Source organism: Martinezella rhizogenes (assembly GCF_007002745.1).
Taxonomy (GTDB): Bacteria; Pseudomonadota; Alphaproteobacteria; order Rhizobiales; family Rhizobiaceae; genus Agrobacterium; species Agrobacterium cucumeris.
In genome coordinates this window covers 100,752-117,576 of the sequence record NZ_SGNY01000002.1, presented here as the reverse complement: position 1 = coordinate 117,576, position 16,825 = coordinate 100,752, and the positions used below count along the sequence as shown (strand labels likewise).

The following is a 16,825-nucleotide window of genomic DNA, read 5'->3' as shown; positions in this document are numbered from 1 at the left end:
GGGAAACGGTTAGTAGTTTCGGCGAAGAGATCGCCGTCTGGAGAAATATATGTGCGGAATTGTCGGAATAGTCGGAACCCAGCCTGTTGCTGAACGGCTTGTCGATGCGCTGAAGCGTCTCGAATATCGCGGTTACGATTCGGCTGGTGTCGCCACCATCGACAATGGCGCGATGGACCGCCGCCGGGCGGAAGGCAAGCTGTTCAACCTGGAAAAGCTGGTTTCGGAAAAGCCGCTGCCGGGCGTGGTGGGTATTGCCCACACCCGCTGGGCGACGCATGGCGTACCGAACGAGACCAATGCCCACCCGCATTTCGTTGAAGGCGTTGCCGTTGTTCATAATGGTATCATCGAGAACTTCTCCGAACTGCGCGAAGAACTGACCGCCGAGGGCGCGACCTTCACCACCCAGACGGACACTGAAGTGGTGGCGCAGCTTCTGGCGAAATATACCCGCGAAGGGCTTGGCCATCGCGAAGCGATGCTGAAGATGCTGAACCGCGTTACCGGCGCCTATGCGCTGGTCGTCATGTTTCAGGATGATCCCGGCACATTGCTTTCGGCGCGCTCCGGCCCGCCGCTTGCCGTCGGTTATGGCCGCGGTGAAATGTTCCTCGGTTCGGATGCCATCGCGCTTTCGCCCTTCACCAACGAGATCACCTATCTGGTGGATGGCGATTGCGCCATCGTGACCCGACAGGGTGCTGAGATCATCGATTTTTCCGGCAAGCCTGTGAAGCGCGAGCGGCAGATTTCGCAGGCGACGGCCTATGTGGTCGACAAGGGCAACCACCGCCACTTCATGGAAAAGGAAATTTACGAGCAGCCGGAAGTCATTTCCCATGCGCTCAGCCACTACGTGGATTTCGCCTCCAAGACGGTGAAGGATGCCGACAAGGCCATCGACTTTTCCAAGCTTTCCGGCCTTGCCATTTCCGCCTGCGGCACAGCCTATCTGTCAGGTCTGATCGGTAAATACTGGTTCGAGCGTTATGCGCGCCTGCCGGTGGAAATCGATGTCGCCTCGGAATTCCGTTACCGCGAGATCCCGCTCGTTCCCACGCAGGCGGCGCTGTTCATTTCGCAATCGGGCGAAACCGCCGATACGCTGGCGGCCCTGCGCTATTGCCAGCAGGAGGGGCTGAAGATCGGCGCCGTCGTCAACACGCGTGAATCGACCATGGCCCGTGAATCGGATGCGATCTTTCCGATCCTCGCCGGTCCGGAAATCGGCGTTGCATCCACCAAGGCCTTCACCTGCCAGCTTGCCGTGCTCGCTTCGCTGGCCGTTGCCGCTGGAAAAGCGCGCGGCACGATCACGCCTCAGCAGGAAACCGAACTGGTTCGCCACCTGACCGAGATGCCGCGCATCATGAGCAAGGTTCTCAACAGCATTCAGCCGCAGATCGAGGCGCTGTCGCGCGATCTGTCGCGCTTCAAGGATGTGCTTTATCTCGGGCGCGGCACCAGCTTCCCGCTGGCGCTGGAAGGCGCGCTGAAGCTCAAGGAAATCTCCTATATCCACGCCGAAGGTTATGCTGCCGGCGAGTTGAAGCACGGGCCGATCGCGCTGATCGACGAGAACATGCCTGTTATTGTCATTGCGCCGCATGACCGCTTCTTCGAAAAGACCGTGTCGAACATGCAGGAAGTCGCCGCGCGCGGCGGCAGAATCATCTTCATTACTGACGAGAAGGGGGCTGCCGCCTCCAAGCTCGACACCATGGCGACGATCACCCTGCCGACTGTTGATGAACTCATCGCACCGATGGTCTTCTCGCTGCCGATCCAGTTGCTCGCGTACCACACCGCGGTCTTTATGGGCACGGATGTGGACCAGCCGCGCAATCTGGCGAAATCGGTGACGGTGGAATGATCATCCGGCCGGAACGGCAGGGTGACGAAGGGGCAATTGCCCGCGTTACGGAAAATGCCTTCCGTAACGTCGATTACAGTGACAGGACCGAACATCTGATCGTTGCGCGGCTGCGCGCCGCCGGCGCTCTGGTGGTTTCGCTGGTGGCGGAAGACAGCGAAGGCATTATCGGCCATGTCGGTTTTTCGCCGGTCACGCTGAGCAGCGGCGAGAGCGGCTGGTTCTGCCTTGCGCCGCTCTCCGTGGCACCGGAGAGGCAGGGGCAGGGCGTCGGTTCACTGCTGGTGCAAGAAGGGCTTGCTGCACTGGACCGGTTGAGTGCCTCGGGCTGCGTGGTCGCGGGTGATCCGGATTATTATGGACGCTTCGGTTTTCGCCACCTCGAAGGCTTGAGTGCGGCGGGGATTCCTGACGAATATTTCACAGTTCTTCGCTTGCATGGCGGAACTCCATCCGGCATTGTCGGTTTTCATCCGGGTTTCGATGGCGAAAACGCTTAATTCCGAACGGTAAATGACTGAAATTCCAGTAAAAATATCCTTCGCAGCCCGTCTGCGCAACAGCTTCCTCACGGGCGTTCTCATTCTCGCGCCCGTCACCATCACCATGTGGCTGGTGTGGAGCTTCCTGCAATGGGCGGATAGCTGGGTGAAACCCTATATCCCCGCCCGTTACGATCCCGAGCAATATTTCGATGTGGCGATCCCCGGCTTCGGGCTGCTGATCGCCGTCGTGGGTATCACCCTCATCGGTTTTCTCGGCAATAACCTCATCGGCAAATGGATCGTCGGGGTTGGCGAATCCATCCTCAACCGCATGCCGCTGGTGCGGCCGATCTACAAGAGCATCAAGCAGCTGTTCGAATCCGTTCTGAAGGAGCATGCGAACTCCTTCAAGAAGGTCGGCCTGATCGAGTTTCCATCTCCCGGCACCTGGGCGATGGTCTTTGTTGCCTCCGAGGCCAAGGGCGAGCTTGCCCACCGCTTCAACGAGATGGGCCAGGAGATGGTCGCCGTCTTCCTGCCGCCGACCCCTGTGCCGACGGCGGGCTTCCTGCTGTTCGTGCCGAAGGACAAGATCGTGATGCTGGACATGACGCCGGAAGATGCGGCGAAACTGCTGATATCAGGTGGTCTGGTGGCGCCGGATTTCACGCCGCCGAAGGCGATTGCGCCGGTTTGATGATATTCGCGCCTATCCGATCCCTTGCTCCATTGTCACTCAGGGGTGAAATGTCGCGCGATTGACGAACCAATGTGGTTCACCAATAATCATAGTGAACCGAAAGAGGCTGCACCCATGACTGCGTTTACAGTACGCCTGCCGGACGAGGTTGCTGACAAGCTTGATCAGCTGGCAGAAAAGCTCGATCGCTCGCGGTCCTACATGGCGGCGCGGGCGATTGAGGACTATGTTGCCCGTGAGGAGTGGCAGCTAGCCGAGATTGAGGCCGGTTTGGCGGAAGCGGATCGCGGCGAGTTTGGCACACCCGAAGATCTCGCAAACATTGTCGGAAAATACGTCAAGTCCGCCCGGCCGTCATGAGCGACCGGAGAATTCGTTGGACTTTGCGGGCGCTGCGACGGCTCGATGAAATTGGTGCGCATATCGAAAAGGATAATCCAGCGGCTGCGGCCCGGGTAATTTCCCGCATTGTTTCTGCCGTAGATATGTTGATGGACCAGCCGGCAATGGGACGGGTCGGGCGTATCAGGGGAACACGGGAAGCCGTGCTATCCGACATTTCCTACATTATTGCCTATCGTGTCAGCGGTGATATCGAAATTCTGACGATCATTCACACATCGCAGCGATGGCCTTCGTCGCTCTGACTAAACAACGCTCCTAGAGTGCTGATCAATCCTCGTCATCCAGATCATCCACCTCCGTGCCCATCGTCGTCGCGTGAAATACGGGAACGAAAAGACGCATATAGACCAGCCGCACGCTCCAGCCTTCTTCCAGCGCCTGGTCCCAGGCTTTCTTGCGGCCTGGTTTCTTGAAGGCCTTGCCGACCGCCTTTTTTGGGCTTTTTGCAAAGGTCTCAGGCTGCAGGATATTTTGCGGCGAGCAGAGCGCGTAGCCCTTGCGGAAGGCGGGTGGTGGGCGGCGTGGGTCAATCATGTTCATGATGGTCAAAACTTTCAGCCGGCGTGCAGGAAGCGGATCGCTTCGTCGCGGCGGTGCAGATAGAGCAGGGTGCGCAGGCTTTCGCCGCGCGGACCTGTCAGTTCGGGGTCGCGCTCTATGACATAGGCCGCGTCCTTGCGGGCGATTTCCAGAAGGTCGGCATGCGCCTCGAGGCTGGCGATGCGGAAACCGGGCGTGCCGGACTGCCGGGTGCCGAGCAGCTCGCCTTCACCGCGTAGCTTCAAGTCCTCTTCCGCGATCAGGAAGCCGTCTTCGCTATCGCGCAGGATGGAGAGCCGGGCGCGGCCGTTTTCGCTGAGCGGTCCCTTGTAGAGCAGGATGCAGGTGGAGGCCTCGTCGCCGCGCCCGACGCGGCCGCGCAGCTGGTGCAGCTGGGCGAGGCCGAAACGTTCGGCATGTTCGATGACCATGATGGTCGCATCCGGCACGTCGACGCCGACTTCCACCACCGTCGTTGCCACCAGCAGCCGGGTTTCACCACTCTTGAAGGCGAGCATGGCGGCGTCTTTTTCCGGACCGCTCATGCGGCCATGGATAAGGCCGATATTGGCGCCGAGCATCTGCGACAAAACCGCGTGGCGTTCCTCCGCAGACATCAGGTCGGACTCTTCCGTCTCTTCCACCAGCGGGCAGATCCAGTAGGCCTTCTTGCCATCTTTGAGCGCGGCACGCAGCCGCTCGACAATGTCGCCGATGCGTTCGGTGGGGATTGTCACGGTCTGGATGGGTTTGCGACCGGCGGGTTTTTCGGTGAGCTTGGAAACATCCATGTCGCCGAAGGCGGCCAGAACCAGCGTGCGCGGAATGGGCGTGGCGGTCATGACCAGCATATGCGGCGTGATGCCCTTGGCGGTGAGGCGCAGGCGCTGGTGCACGCCGAAACGATGCTGTTCGTCCACTACGGCGAGCACGAGGTTTTTGTAAGCGACGCTATCCTGAAACAGCGCATGCGTGCCGATGACGATCTGCGCTTCGCCTGACGCCACGCGTTCTTCGATTTCGCGGCGCTCCTTACCCTTGGTGCGTCCGGTGAGAACCTCGACGGTGATGCCCGCCGCATTGGCGAGTTTGGAGATGGTGGCATAGTGCTGCCGGGCAAGGATTTCGGTCGGTGCCATCAGCACCGCCTGTCCGCCGGCCTCCACGGCGGTTGCCATGGCCATCAGCGCCACCAATGTCTTGCCCGCGCCGACATCGCCCTGCAGCAGCCGCAACATGCGGTCTTCGCCGGCCATGTCGGTGAGGATATCCTTCACCGCAGCACTCTGGCTTGCGGTCAGCGAGAAGGGCAGCTGCGACAGGATTTTTGCGGCGATATCACCCTTGGCACGGATTGGCTGGCCAGCCACCTTGCGCAGCCGCTGGCGCACCAGTGCCAGTGACAGCTGCCCGGCAAGGAATTCGTCATAGGCCAGCCTCCTGCGCGCCGGGGCTTGCGGATCGATATCGGCGCTGTCGCGCGGGTCGTGCAGCTCGCGGAAGCTTGAGGCCACATCGCCGAAGCCCTGCCGCGTCTTCAGTGTCTCGTCGATCCATTCGGGAAAGACCGGCAGCTTTGAAAGCACGCCTTCGATTGCCTTGCGCAGCACCTTGGCAGACAGCCCGGCGGTCATGGGATAAACGGCTTCCACCAAAGGCAGGTTTTCCGCCTCTGATAGCTTCACCATGAAATCCGGATGCACCATGGAGGCGCGGCCGTTGAACCAGTCCACCTTGCCGCTGACGAGAACCTCTTCGTCCACTGGCAGGGCCTTGGACAGCCAATCTCCCTTGGCGCGGAAGAAGGTCAGCGCCAGTTCGCCGGTCTCGTCATGCAGGAAGACACGATAGGGCGCGGAACGATTGCCTGCGGGCGGCGGCTGATGGCGGTCAACGCGTCCCTGAATGGTGACAATGGCGCCGGGGGCCACCAGCGCAATGCCAGGACGATTGCGGCGGTCGATGACGTTGGATGGCGCGTGGAACAGGAGATCGATGACGCGGGTGTCGTCGGCGCTTTCCCGGCTCAATAGCTTGGCCAGAAGATCGGCAAGCTTCGGCCCCACACCGGCAAGGGTGGAGACGGAGGCAAACAGCGGATCGAGAATGGCCGGGCGCATGGGTCAGCAAAATCGGGGAAGGGGACGCGTTATGCAAGACTTGGGGGCTGACAAAGGCGGGTTATCACCGGTAGATTTTCACCACTGCGGCATTATTTCGATAAAAACCGGTTCCCAAGCGTTCGCCTCCTGTTCTATAGGAGGTCGCAGTCAACATCCTGTTGAATAGCCAACCGAAAGGTGAATGCGATGACTGGACTGGTGCGCACGAGTGCCGACCTTGATCCGAGACGCCGGCGGATCCTTTACCGCTGCTGGCACCGGGGCATTCGCGAGATGGATCTGGTGCTCGGGCAATTCGCGGAAGACAATATTGCCGGGCTTTCGGATGATCAGCTCGACGAACTCGAGATCATCATGGCGGAAGAGGATAACGACCTCGTCCAGATGGTGACAGGCGCGCAGCCGGTGCCGGAAAAATTCCGCACACCGTTGTTTGAAAAGATCGCCTCCTACCGTCCCGATTTCGATCTCGTCACCGCCGAAACCCTGAAGGCCTGAAACATGATAGCCGGATTCGATGCAAAGCTGGTGATGTCGGCCGATACGCCGCTGACCATCGGAAATGTGCCTTCCGGCATGGAAGCCCTTTTGCTTGCCGACATGGCACGGGCAGGCACATCGGTGGCTTACGTGATGTCGGATGGCCAGCGGGTCGCCGATCTCGAACAGATTCTCGGTTTCGTCGCACCTGATATTCCGGTCATGACGCTGCCGGCCTGGGACTGTTTGCCCTATGACCGCGTGTCACCGAGCGCCGACACTTCGGCGCGCCGGCTGGCGGCGCTCTCCGGCCTCATCGCCCACGCGAAAAAGCCGCATCCGGCCATCGTGCTCGTCACCGTCAACGCCATGCTGCAGAAGATGGCGCCGCGGAATATCATTGGGAACCTCGGCTTTTCGGCGAAGCCCGGCAACCAGATACGCATGGAAGAGATTGCCGCGCGGCTGGAACGCAACGGTTTCGACCGGGTGGCGACGGTGCGTGAAGTGGGCGAATTCGCCGTGCGCGGCGGTATTCTCGATGTTTTCGTTCCCGGTACGGAAGAGCCGGTGCGGCTCGATTTCTTCGGCGATACGCTGGAGAGCATCCGCACCTTCGATCCGGCCAGCCAGCGCACCATTGCCCAGGCGCGCTCGCTCGACTTGAACCCGATGAGCGAAGTGACGCTGACACCGGATACGATCGGCCGGTTCCGCAAGAATTACCTGTCGCTGTTTGGCGCTGCGACCCGTGACGACGCGCTTTATCAGGCCGTCTCCGAAGGCCGCCGATATGCCGGCATGGAGCATTGGCTGCCGCTGTTTTACGAGAAGCTGGAAACCGCTTTCGACTACCTCGAAGGTTTTCGCATCGTCACCGATCACACAGCAAGGGAAGCCGCAAAAGAGCGCTCCAAGCTGGTGCTTGATTATTACGAGGCGCGCCGGGCTTCCGGCGAAACCAAGGGTTCGACGCAGGGCGCGCCCTACAAGCCGGTATCGCCGGGCCAACTTTATCTCGACGGCAAGAGCTTCGATGCGATGCTCGCCGGCGTCAATGCTGTGCGGCTGACGCCCTTCAATGAACACGATAGCGAAGGCCACCCCGTCGCAACGCTCGATGCCCATGTCGGGCCACGGTGGGCGCGTCCGCCAACCGAAGGCGAGAGCGAAGAGCGGGTCAATGTTTTCGATCTGGCGGTAAAGCATATTGCCGAGCGCCGCGCCAAGGGCTGGAAGGTGCTGATCACCGGCTGGTCGGAAGGTTCGCTCGACCGGTTGTTGCAGGTCCTGAACGAGCATGGGCTTGAAAACATCAAGCCGGTGACATCGCTGAAAGAGGTGGAAAAGCTCGGCAAGGGTGAGGCGGCCGCAACGGTTCTGAGCCTCGAAGCCGGGTTTGAAACCGGAACGCTGGCGGTTATCGGCGAGCAGGATATTCTCGGCGACCGCATGGTGCGGCGCTCGAAACGCCGCAAGCGCGGCGCGGATTTCATCTCCGAAGTGGCGGGTCTGGACGAGGGGTCGCTGGTTGTTCACGCCGAACACGGCATCGGTCGTTTCGTCGGCTTGCAGACCATCGAGGCGGCGGGTGCGCCGCGTGCGTGTCTGGAATTGCATTACGCCGACGATGCCAAGCTGTTCCTGCCGGTCGAAAACATCGATCTTCTTTCCCGTTACGGTTCCGATGCGGCGGAAGCGACGCTCGACAAGCTGGGCGGCGGCGCATGGCAGATGCGCAAGGCCAAGCTTAAGAAGCGCCTGCTCGACATGGCCGACGAGCTGATCCGCATTGCGGCAGCGCGCTTGGTGCGCCACGCGCCGGCCTTGGTTGCGCCGGACGGGCTTTACGACGAATTTGCCGCCCGTTTCCCCTATGATGAGACCGAAGACCAGCTGAACGCCATCGAGGCGGTGCGCGAGGATCTCGGTGCTGGCCGGCCGATGGATCGCCTCATCTGCGGTGACGTTGGTTTCGGCAAGACGGAAGTGGCGCTGCGCGCCGCCTTCCTTGCCGCGATGAACGGTGTACAGGTGGCGGTGGTTGTGCCGACTACGCTGCTTTCCCGCCAGCATTTCCGCACCTTCTCGGAACGTTTCCGTGGGTTGCCGATCCGGGTGCAGCAGGCTTCGCGGCTTGTCGGGTCCAAGGAACTGACGCTGACGAAAAAGGAAGTGGCCGATGGCAAGACGGATATCGTTGTCGGCACCCATGCGCTGCTTGGCGCGGGCATCAGCTTCGCCAATCTCGGCCTGCTGATCATCGACGAAGAGCAGCATTTCGGCGTCAAGCACAAGGAACGGCTGAAGGAACTCAAAAGCGACGTGCATGTGCTGACGCTGTCAGCCACGCCCATTCCGCGCACGCTGCAACTGGCCATGACGGGCGTGCGCGAGCTATCGCTCATCACCACGCCGCCTGTCGATCGCATGGCGGTGCGCACCTTCATTTCGCCCTTCGATCCGCTGGTGATCCGCGAAACGCTGATGCGCGAACATTATCGCGGCGGCCAGAGTTTTTATGTCTGCCCGCGCCTTGCCGATCTCGCCGATATTCATGCTTTCCTGCAATCGGATGTGCCGGAGCTGAAAGTGGCGGTGGCGCATGGCCAGATGGCGGCGGGCGAACTTGAAGACATCATGAACGCCTTTTACGACGGCAAATATGATGTGCTGCTGTCGACCACCATCGTCGAATCCGGTCTTGACGTGCCGACCGCCAATACGCTGATCGTGCACCGCGCCGATATGTTCGGTCTCGCACAGCTTTACCAGCTGCGTGGCCGTGTCGGCCGCTCCAAGGTGCGCGCCTTCGCGCTGTTTACCCTGCCGGTCAACAAGGTGCTGACGACGATGGCGGAGCGGCGGCTGAAGGTGCTGCAATCGCTCGATACGCTGGGGGCCGGTTTCCAGCTGGCGAGCCACGATCTCGATATTCGCGGCGCGGGCAATCTGCTCGGTGAGGAACAGTCCGGCCATATCAAGGAAGTCGGCTTCGAGCTTTACCAGCAGATGCTGGAAGAGGCCGTTGCCGAGGTGAAGGGCGACGAAGAGGTACGCGACAGCGGCTGGTCGCCGCAGATATCGGTCGGCACCTCCGTGATGATCCCGGAAGATTACGTTCCTGACCTGCATCTGCGCATGGGCCTTTACCGCCGTCTTGGCGAGCTTGCCGATATCAGCGAGATTGATGGTTTCGGTGCGGAAATGATCGACCGTTTCGGCCCGTTGCCTAAAGAGGTGCAGCATCTCCTCAAGATCGTCTACATCAAGTCGCTCTGCCGTGTTGCCAATGTCGAGAAGGTGGATGCCGGGCCGAAGGGCGTGGTGCTGCAATTCCGCCACAAGGAATTCCCGAACCCGGCGGCACTCGTGTCCTATATCGGCAAGCAGGGCTCCATGGCGAAAATCCGGCCCGACCACAGCCTGTTCCTGACCCGCGATCTGCCGACGCCGGAAAAGCGTCTGGCGGGTGCGGCGATGATCATGACGCAGCTGGCGGAACTGGCGCGGTCGTAGATTTGAGCTTTCCGGGGCGGGCATTGGTCATAGGGCGTGTGTCGCTTTACCCCCCTCTGCCCTGCCGGGCATCTCCCCCACAAGGGGGGAGATCGATCTGTGGCAAAGGTATCGCCCATCTCAACGTCGGCGAATGAAGCTGTGGTAGTGCCGCTTGCCGATCTCCCTCCTTGTGGGGGAGATGCCCGGCAGGGCAGAGGGGGGTAAGCCCCACGCGCGTCGCCCGCCGTCAATGAACAAGCTCCCGAAAACCAACACCTAAAGCACATCCAGACAAACCAACATCGAAACCTCCGACATCCATCTGCTTTACCGGACCTCCCAGCCCCCGGAGGCTCCGCAAACATTACCGGGATGTAATGAAACGGACATGCGCCGGTAGCGTCGGCGGGCGTAGTCTTGTTTTCATCTCCTGCATTACGCTCAATATGATGCGTGAGTGGGAAGACGAAGGAGCAAGACAATGTGGACCAGGATGAACAGGTTCGCCTCCGCAGGTCTGGTTGCTTTGACAATTGCGGGCACCACAATTGCCACCACCAACCAGGCGGAAGCACGCAACCACTTTGGACACGGGCATGGCGGCGGCGGCATTGCCGCAGGTATCGCCGGAGCGATTATCGGTGGCGCCATCGTCGCCGGGGCGCGGCATTCCTATGGCGGCCCCTATTATGGAGAGCCATTTTACGGCCCGCCGGTTTATGGCCCGCCGGTGATCTATCAGCCCGCCTATCCGCGCTGCCACGTCGTCTGGCGACAGAATGGCTGGGGCGATATGTATCGGGCCAGGGTTTGCGACTAGGTCGTGAAATCCGACAGGCGCAATGAGCCACGCGACGCGGAAAGCGAGAGGCAGCTTCCGGCCTTTGGCCGGTAGCTGACGACGCTCTGTTCAATGTCAGTGTCTCACTCGCCACTGGGCTGGCGTCACGCCTTCCCAGCTTCGAAACGCTCGATAGAACGAGCCGGTGTCCTGGAAACCGAGCAGGAAGGCTATCTCTTCAATTCCATTGCGTTTGTCTGAAAGCAGGTCGCGACCGAGTTCCTGCCGCGCTTGCTCGATGAGCGCTCGATAGTTCGATCCCTGTTCGGTAATACGACGCTGCAGGGTTCTTTCGCTCATGCCGAGTTCACGCGCCACCTCGGAAATCTCCGGTTTGCCGCTTGCGATGCGGCGTTTGATCAGAATCTTGACCTGCTCCGGCAGCGAGGATTGCGCCTCGATATCGTGAAGGGAGGCCGCAAGTGCGGGCTCCAGTATAGCCAGCAGTTCGGGATTATGCCCGGCAAAGGGAAGATCGAGATCGTCGCGTTTCAGCACCATGGCATTCTGCGGACAGCCGGTGCGGATGGGTGCATTGAAATAACTCCGATGGACGTCGGAAACAGGTCCACGGCGAATCATCTCCACCCGAACCGGGGTGACGTGTCTGCCGGTGCCCCGCCGCCCCAGTTCGAGAAGGGCGGCGAAAGTGACGTCGGCCGCAGCGTCCGGCTCGGCCTCGTCAGTGTGCAACCATCTTACGGCGATCCGGGCCTCGCCGTCGCTTTCCGTTACCGAAAGCTCTTCAGGGGTGCACAGTCGCTTGAAGCGGGCCAGCCGGTGCAGCCCGTCGCGATAGTCGCGGGCGAAGAAGGCTGACATGGTGGCGGGTGGATGCATCGCCGTGTCTGTCTCGACCGTCATCCGCAGGCCGATGGCCGAATCCTGCGACAGGGCCTCGACCGCCCGCCACAGGTCGAAATATTGCGCCGTGGTCAACCACGCGTCCGGGGCGATGTGCAGCGTTGCGGGAAGCTTCGCCTGCCGCAGCAGGGCCGGAGCTGGCAGCCCCATACGCTCCGCCGCCGGCCAGAAAGCCTGGGGCAGCCTGCACCTGTCGCTTAAATCCCTGCTCATGATCCGACCTCCGGCCTTCTTTTACATCTGGCTTCTGATCAGCCTGTCGAAGGCCCGGTCGCCGAACCATTTGCGCACGCCGATCATCAGCCGGGCGTATTTGCCGGCCGCATAACGTGTCTTCGGGCGGGCGGACCTGACCGCCTTGCTCACCACGTCGGCAATGACCTCGGGATCGGTACCCATACCCTTACCGTAGCTTCGGTCCATGGAAGCCGCAACGCTCTGCGCCATCTTCGCATAAGGGCCGTTTGCCGAGCGTTCGAGGAGACCCTGCGCTGCGGCCGCACCGAAACCGGTCTCGATCAGGCCCGGTTCGATCACCACGACGCGGATGCCGAATGGCTCGGCTTCCAGCCGCAGACTGTCCGACCAGCCTTCCAGCGCATGTTTGGTCGCGTGATACCAGGCACCCAGAACGGTGTAGATCTTGCCGCCCATCGAGGTGATGTTGACGATCGTGCCTTTGCCCCTTGCGCGCATGGCCGGCATAAGGAGCTGTGTCAGACGGGCGGTGCCGAAGACGTTGACCTCGAACTGGTAGCGCGCCTCGTCGAGCGGAATCTCCTCGACCGGGCCGTAGAGCCCGTAGCCGGCGTTGTTCACCAGCACGTCGACGCCACCGGATCGTGCGGTAATCGCGGCGACAGCGGCGACGATGTCCTCGTCGCTTGAGATGTCCATGCGCAGCGTAATCGCGCCAAGCTTTTCCAGGTCAGCCATCCTGTCGATGCTGCGCGCGGCGACATAGACGAGATAGCCATCGGCGATCAGGCGTTTGGCGATGCTTTTGCCCATGCCGGATGACGCGCCCGTAACGAGGGCGGTCGGTTGGGTTCGTATGTTCATGTCGGCACCTCTTGCTCTTGGAGAGTGCCAACATAAGTCGCGCATCGTGCCATCGCAGTGGCGGAACACGCCATATTTATGGTGCAAGCCGCCAAGTCTCGTCTTTCAAACTTATGAGGGGCAAACTTATGAGGGATTTTCCGGTGTGATGCCGACGGCAACGTTCTGGTCGGTGGCAGCGATCGAAGCGGGCAGCGGCACCTTTCTCTGCTTCTCGCGGATCAGCGTCAACAGGCCGGAGCCGACGATGAGGGCGATGCCGACGAGCATCCATCCGTCGATACGGTCGCCGAAAATCAGGTAACCGAACAGGATGGCCCAGAGCATCTGGCTATATTGTGTCGGTCCGATCATGGCGGCGGGCGCATATTGGGCGGCATACATGACCAGTACGTTGCCAAGGGCGCCGAGCAGGCCATATCCCGCCAGCAGCAGCCATTGCTCGCCGGCTGGCATGACAAAAGTCGGCACCATGGCGATGCCGCTTATGGTGAGACAGCCGAGCACACCGGCACCATAAAGCGAGACATTCTTCTCCGACGGTCCCATGGCGCGGAAGATGACGATGCTGAGTGCACCGCTGAAGCCGCCGATGATGGCGCCGAGATGGCCGATGCCGAGTTCGCGGAAGCCCGGCCGCAGGATGACCAGCACGCCGAGGAAACCGATGATGACGGCCGACCAGCGCTTGATGCCCACCTGTTCCTTCAGGAACACCACCGACATGATGGTGACGAAGGAAGGGAGCAGGAAGATCAACGCAAAGGCTTCCGCCATGGAAAGATGGGTGAAGGCGGTCACGCTGCCGACTGCGCCGGTGCCGGCGGCAAAAAAGCGGATGATCCACAAGGGGCGGTTCGTCGTTCTGACGATATCCACCCAGCGGTCGTTGCGTTTGCGGATGAAGGGCAGGGCGACGAAGCCGAACAGGGCGCCGAAGAAGGCCGATTCGATCGGCGAAATCTGGCCTTCTATGAGTTTAACGCTCGCATCGCTCCATGCGTAGGCAGCGAAGGCGGCAAAGGCAAGCAGAATGCCTTTCAGGGTCTGGTCGGACACGGGAAAACACCAACAGTTTATCGGTTAGGGTAAGCTGCCGGTGGTTCGACCGTCAGTTCATCGACTTATGCTCGTCCGCCTTGATTTTTGCAATATCCCGCAGTGCAGCAATCAGGACATCAGGCGTTTGCGCACCGCTGATGGCGTATTTCTGGTCGAGGATGAAAAACGGCACACCGGCGACGCCCATTTGCTGCGCCGCATCAATTTCGGCGACAACCGTATCCTTGTCCGCATCGGATGCCAGAAGCCGCGCCACCACCTTGGCGTCCATGCCCGCCTTTTCGGCGATATCGGTCAGCACGGCATGATCGCCGATGTTGCGGCCTTCCTCGAAATTCGCCTTGAACAGACCGGTGACGATCTTTTCCTGAACGTCGCGGCCTTCCGAATGGGCCCAGAGCGACAGGCGGTGCGCATCGAGCGTGTTCGGGCCGATCTTGATCGCATCGAAATCATAGTGGATGCCGACTTCCTTGCCGAGCTGCACCAGCGTGACATGTGCCTGCTCCAGACGCTCCTTGCCGAGCTTTTCCTCAAGGGCGGCCTTCTGATCTACGCCCTCAGGCGGATAATCCGGATTGAGGCGATAAGGACGCCAGTTCACGTCGACGCTGATCTCGTCCTGCACCTCGGCAATGGCAAGATCGAGCCTTGCCTTGCCAAGATAACACCAGGGGCAGACCATATCCGATACGACGTCGATAACGATGCGTTCCATGGTTTCATCTTCCCTTGTCTGGACCGGTTATTGCGCCCGCGCATCCCACCAGGTCTGTTTCTGATTGCCTGATATCGGGGTGATATCCGGGCGGTCGATATATTTCCAGCGGGCGATCCATTGCGCACCGATGTAATAGAGCGGAATGACGTAGTGACCGGCAACCAGCAGACGGTCGTAACCCCGCACGGCTGCCTGGAAATCTTCCGTCGAACGGGCCTGCAGCAGGGCCTCGATCATCCGGTCTATATCGGGACTGGCGGCCCCGGCATAGTTGAAGCTGCCCTGCGCGTCGCGTGACAGCGAACTCCAGCGATTGAGCTGCTCCGCCCCCGGCGAAAGCGAGGAGGGCAGGGAGCGGATGATCATGTCATAATCGAAGCTGTTCGAACGGGCCTGATATTGACCGTCATCGACCGAGCGGATGCCCATGGCGACGCCGATGAGGTTGAGCGAGCGTTGATAGGCAAGCGCTATGCGCTCCTGCGCCGGGTTCTGCGTCATGATCTCGAAGGCGAGCTGACGGCCATTGGCATCGGACATTTTTCCGTTCTTGATGCTGTATCCGGCCTCTTTCAGCTTATCGACGGCCAGTTTCAGCACCTTGCGGTCCGCACCGGTGCCATCGGTGGTGGGCATGGCGTAGGTTCCCGCCAAAAGCTGCGGCGGCATGGTTTTCGCCGCGTCGCCCAGCAGCGCAAGCTCGCGCGCATCTGCGGCATTGCCGAAGGCGCCGAGCGGCGAATTCTGCCAGTAGCTCTGCGTGCGCTTGAAGGCGCCACCGAGGATATTGCGGTTCATCCATTCGAAATCGAGGACATAGGACAGGCCCTCGCGCACCTTTTCATCGGCAAAGACGGCACGGCGGGTGTTGAACACCAGGCCGAACATGCCGGAAGGCAGCTGCGGCTGGAACACATCCTTGACGATATCGCCACGATGCACGGCCGGGAAATTGTAAGCCTGCCCCCAATGCGAGGTATCGGAGGTGCCGTTGATGGCGTCGCCTTCCGGGTAAATGTCGATATCGCCCTTCTTGAAGGCCTCGAACATGGTGGTGACCTGAAGGAAATAGGTGACGGTTATCTCGTCGTAATTCTCAAAGCCAACCTTGCTCGGAATATCCTTGCCCCAATAGTCCGGGTTCCGCTCCCAGGTGATTCGTTCTCCCGGCCGCAGGGTCTTGATTCGGTATGGACCCGAGCCGACGACCGGACCGAGACCCGCCTGTTCGAATTTTTCCGGATCGATCGCATGTTTCGGCAAAATGGGGGTGGAGGAGGCGAGAATAAGCGGCGTTTCGCGGTTTGCCTTCTCATTGAAGGTGAAACGCACGCCATGATCGCCGATTTTTTCCAGCTTCGCCACGCCGTCCAGACGGCTGTTGAAGGGCGGGCGGCCTTTCTCCTTCAGGAGATTGAATGTGAAGATCACGTCATCAGGCGTTACCGGCTCGCCATCCGACCATTTCGCCTTCGGATTGATGTTGAACTGGATGAAGCTGCGCTCCTCGTCCCACTCTGCCGTTTCAGCCAGCAGGCCGTAGAGACTGAAGGGTTCGTCGGTGGAGCGCTGCATCAGCGGTTCGTAGAGCAGGTTGCCGAATTCCGGGTCCCAGACGCCGCGCGCGGTGGTGCGCATTCCCTTGAGAACGAAGGGATTGAGGCTGTCAAAGGTGCCGACGACGCCATAGGAGATGCGGCCGCCTTTTTTGACGTCCGGATTGACGTAAGGGAAGTGCCGGAAATCAGCCGGCAGTGCCGGTGTGCCGTGCATGGAAATGCCGTGAAGCGGCTGCGCCTGGGCGCTCCCGGCGGGAAGCAGGGATGAGCCCAAAAGAAACAATGCGGGGATGAGGGCCGCAAGGTTGCGCATGTTATTATCCTGTCTCAACTGTCCGTCCGATTTGTCATGATGATCGGTTTATCGTCATGATTTGGCTTTTTCGTTATGATTCTGGCAAATATGTAGCACAGGCCCTTGGCGGGACCCATGCGAGGGTGGGAAATCTTGGCCCACCTCAAGAAAAAGTTAAAGAAGTGCTGGATATCGCCGCGATCGGCATGTAACAGGGTGGCCGGAAGAGACGGGTCACGCATTTGCCTCATTTAAACGACAGTTGAACGGGCAGAAGGATACCGCCATCGGCGAACAGGATCTTAGCGGTT

General features: G+C 60.4%; 15 protein-coding genes. 8 read left to right on the top strand and 7 right to left on the bottom strand.

Annotation, left to right across the window (positions count from 1 at the left end; all coding sequences use genetic code 11):
• Nucleotides 1-49: 49 nt before the first annotated feature.
• The 5 genes from glmS (at nucleotide 50) to EXN68_RS06080 (ending at nucleotide 3,708) form a co-directional block, all read left to right on the top strand.
• Entirely contained in the window at nucleotides 50-1,876 is a 1,827-nt protein-coding gene (gene glmS, locus EXN68_RS06100) for a glutamine--fructose-6-phosphate transaminase (isomerizing) (RefSeq protein ID WP_142840076.1), read from the top strand.
• On the top strand, nucleotides 1,873-2,376 hold the full coding sequence (locus tag EXN68_RS06095) for a GNAT family N-acetyltransferase (protein ID WP_142840075.1): 504 nt from the start codon (nucleotides 1,873-1,875) through the stop codon (nucleotides 2,374-2,376). Before glmS ends, EXN68_RS06095 begins: the two co-directional genes overlap by 4 nt.
• 13 nt (nucleotides 2,377-2,389) lie before the next feature.
• The gene (locus tag EXN68_RS06090; RefSeq protein WP_142840074.1) at nucleotides 2,390-3,058 is read left to right on the top strand and encodes a DUF502 domain-containing protein; all 669 of its coding nucleotides are present in this window, start codon (nucleotides 2,390-2,392) and stop codon (nucleotides 3,056-3,058) included.
• Nucleotides 3,059-3,175: 117 nt separating this feature from the next.
• Nucleotides 3,176-3,421: a CopG family ribbon-helix-helix protein gene (locus EXN68_RS06085; protein WP_142840073.1), complete on the top strand. Its 246-nt coding sequence runs from the start codon at nucleotides 3,176-3,178 to the stop codon at nucleotides 3,419-3,421.
• On the top strand, nucleotides 3,418-3,708 hold the full coding sequence (locus EXN68_RS06080; RefSeq protein ID WP_142840072.1) for a type II toxin-antitoxin system RelE/ParE family toxin: 291 nt from the start codon (nucleotides 3,418-3,420) through the stop codon (nucleotides 3,706-3,708). Before EXN68_RS06085 ends, EXN68_RS06080 begins: the two co-directional genes overlap by 4 nt.
• Before the next feature lie 25 nt (nucleotides 3,709-3,733).
• Here the strand turns inward: EXN68_RS06080 and EXN68_RS06075 are convergent, their stop codons facing one another.
• A complete protein-coding gene (locus EXN68_RS06075; RefSeq protein ID WP_142840071.1) occupies nucleotides 3,734-4,006 on the bottom strand; it encodes a hypothetical protein in 273 nt (90 codons plus the stop codon).
• A gap of 14 nt (nucleotides 4,007-4,020) precedes the next feature.
• Nucleotides 4,021-6,126, bottom strand: coding sequence for an ATP-dependent DNA helicase RecG (recG, locus tag EXN68_RS06070; RefSeq protein ID WP_142840070.1), 2,106 nt, complete (start codon nucleotides 6,124-6,126; stop codon nucleotides 4,021-4,023).
• Nucleotides 6,127-6,315: 189 nt separating this feature from the next.
• Here recG and EXN68_RS06065 point away from each other — a divergent pair, with 189 nt between their 5' ends.
• From EXN68_RS06065 to EXN68_RS06050, 3 genes are all read left to right on the top strand, one after another.
• Nucleotides 6,316-6,627, top strand: coding sequence for an FAD assembly factor SdhE (locus EXN68_RS06065; RefSeq protein ID WP_142840069.1), 312 nt, complete (start codon nucleotides 6,316-6,318; stop codon nucleotides 6,625-6,627).
• A 3-nt stretch (nucleotides 6,628-6,630) separates the two neighbouring features.
• Nucleotides 6,631-10,128 (top strand): transcription-repair coupling factor, encoded by a 3,498-nt coding sequence (gene mfd / locus EXN68_RS06060; RefSeq protein WP_142840068.1) that lies wholly within the window; start codon nucleotides 6,631-6,633, stop codon nucleotides 10,126-10,128.
• 463 nt (nucleotides 10,129-10,591) lie between these two features.
• Complete coding sequence (locus EXN68_RS06050; RefSeq protein ID WP_142840067.1) at nucleotides 10,592-10,930, top strand: hypothetical protein; 339 nt, start codon at nucleotides 10,592-10,594, stop codon at nucleotides 10,928-10,930.
• A 96-nt stretch (nucleotides 10,931-11,026) separates the two neighbouring features.
• Here EXN68_RS06050 and EXN68_RS06045 read toward each other — a convergent pair whose 3' ends face one another.
• From EXN68_RS06045 to EXN68_RS06025, 5 genes are all read right to left on the bottom strand, one after another.
• Nucleotides 11,027-11,965: an AraC family transcriptional regulator gene (locus EXN68_RS06045; protein ID WP_142840658.1), complete on the bottom strand. Its 939-nt coding sequence runs from the start codon at nucleotides 11,963-11,965 to the stop codon at nucleotides 11,027-11,029.
• 84 nt (nucleotides 11,966-12,049) lie between these two features.
• Entirely contained in the window at nucleotides 12,050-12,877 is an 828-nt protein-coding gene (locus tag EXN68_RS06040; protein WP_142840066.1) for an oxidoreductase, read from the bottom strand.
• A 126-nt stretch (nucleotides 12,878-13,003) separates the two neighbouring features.
• Nucleotides 13,004-13,936: a DMT family transporter gene (locus EXN68_RS06035; protein WP_142840065.1), complete on the bottom strand. Its 933-nt coding sequence runs from the start codon at nucleotides 13,934-13,936 to the stop codon at nucleotides 13,004-13,006.
• Between the two features lie 52 nt (nucleotides 13,937-13,988).
• Complete coding sequence (locus tag EXN68_RS06030; RefSeq protein ID WP_142840064.1) at nucleotides 13,989-14,657, bottom strand: DsbA family oxidoreductase; 669 nt, start codon at nucleotides 14,655-14,657, stop codon at nucleotides 13,989-13,991.
• Between the two features lie 27 nt (nucleotides 14,658-14,684).
• Complete coding sequence (locus tag EXN68_RS06025) at nucleotides 14,685-16,532, bottom strand: extracellular solute-binding protein (protein ID WP_142840063.1); 1,848 nt, start codon at nucleotides 16,530-16,532, stop codon at nucleotides 14,685-14,687.
• Nucleotides 16,533-16,825: the final 293 nt, after the last annotated feature.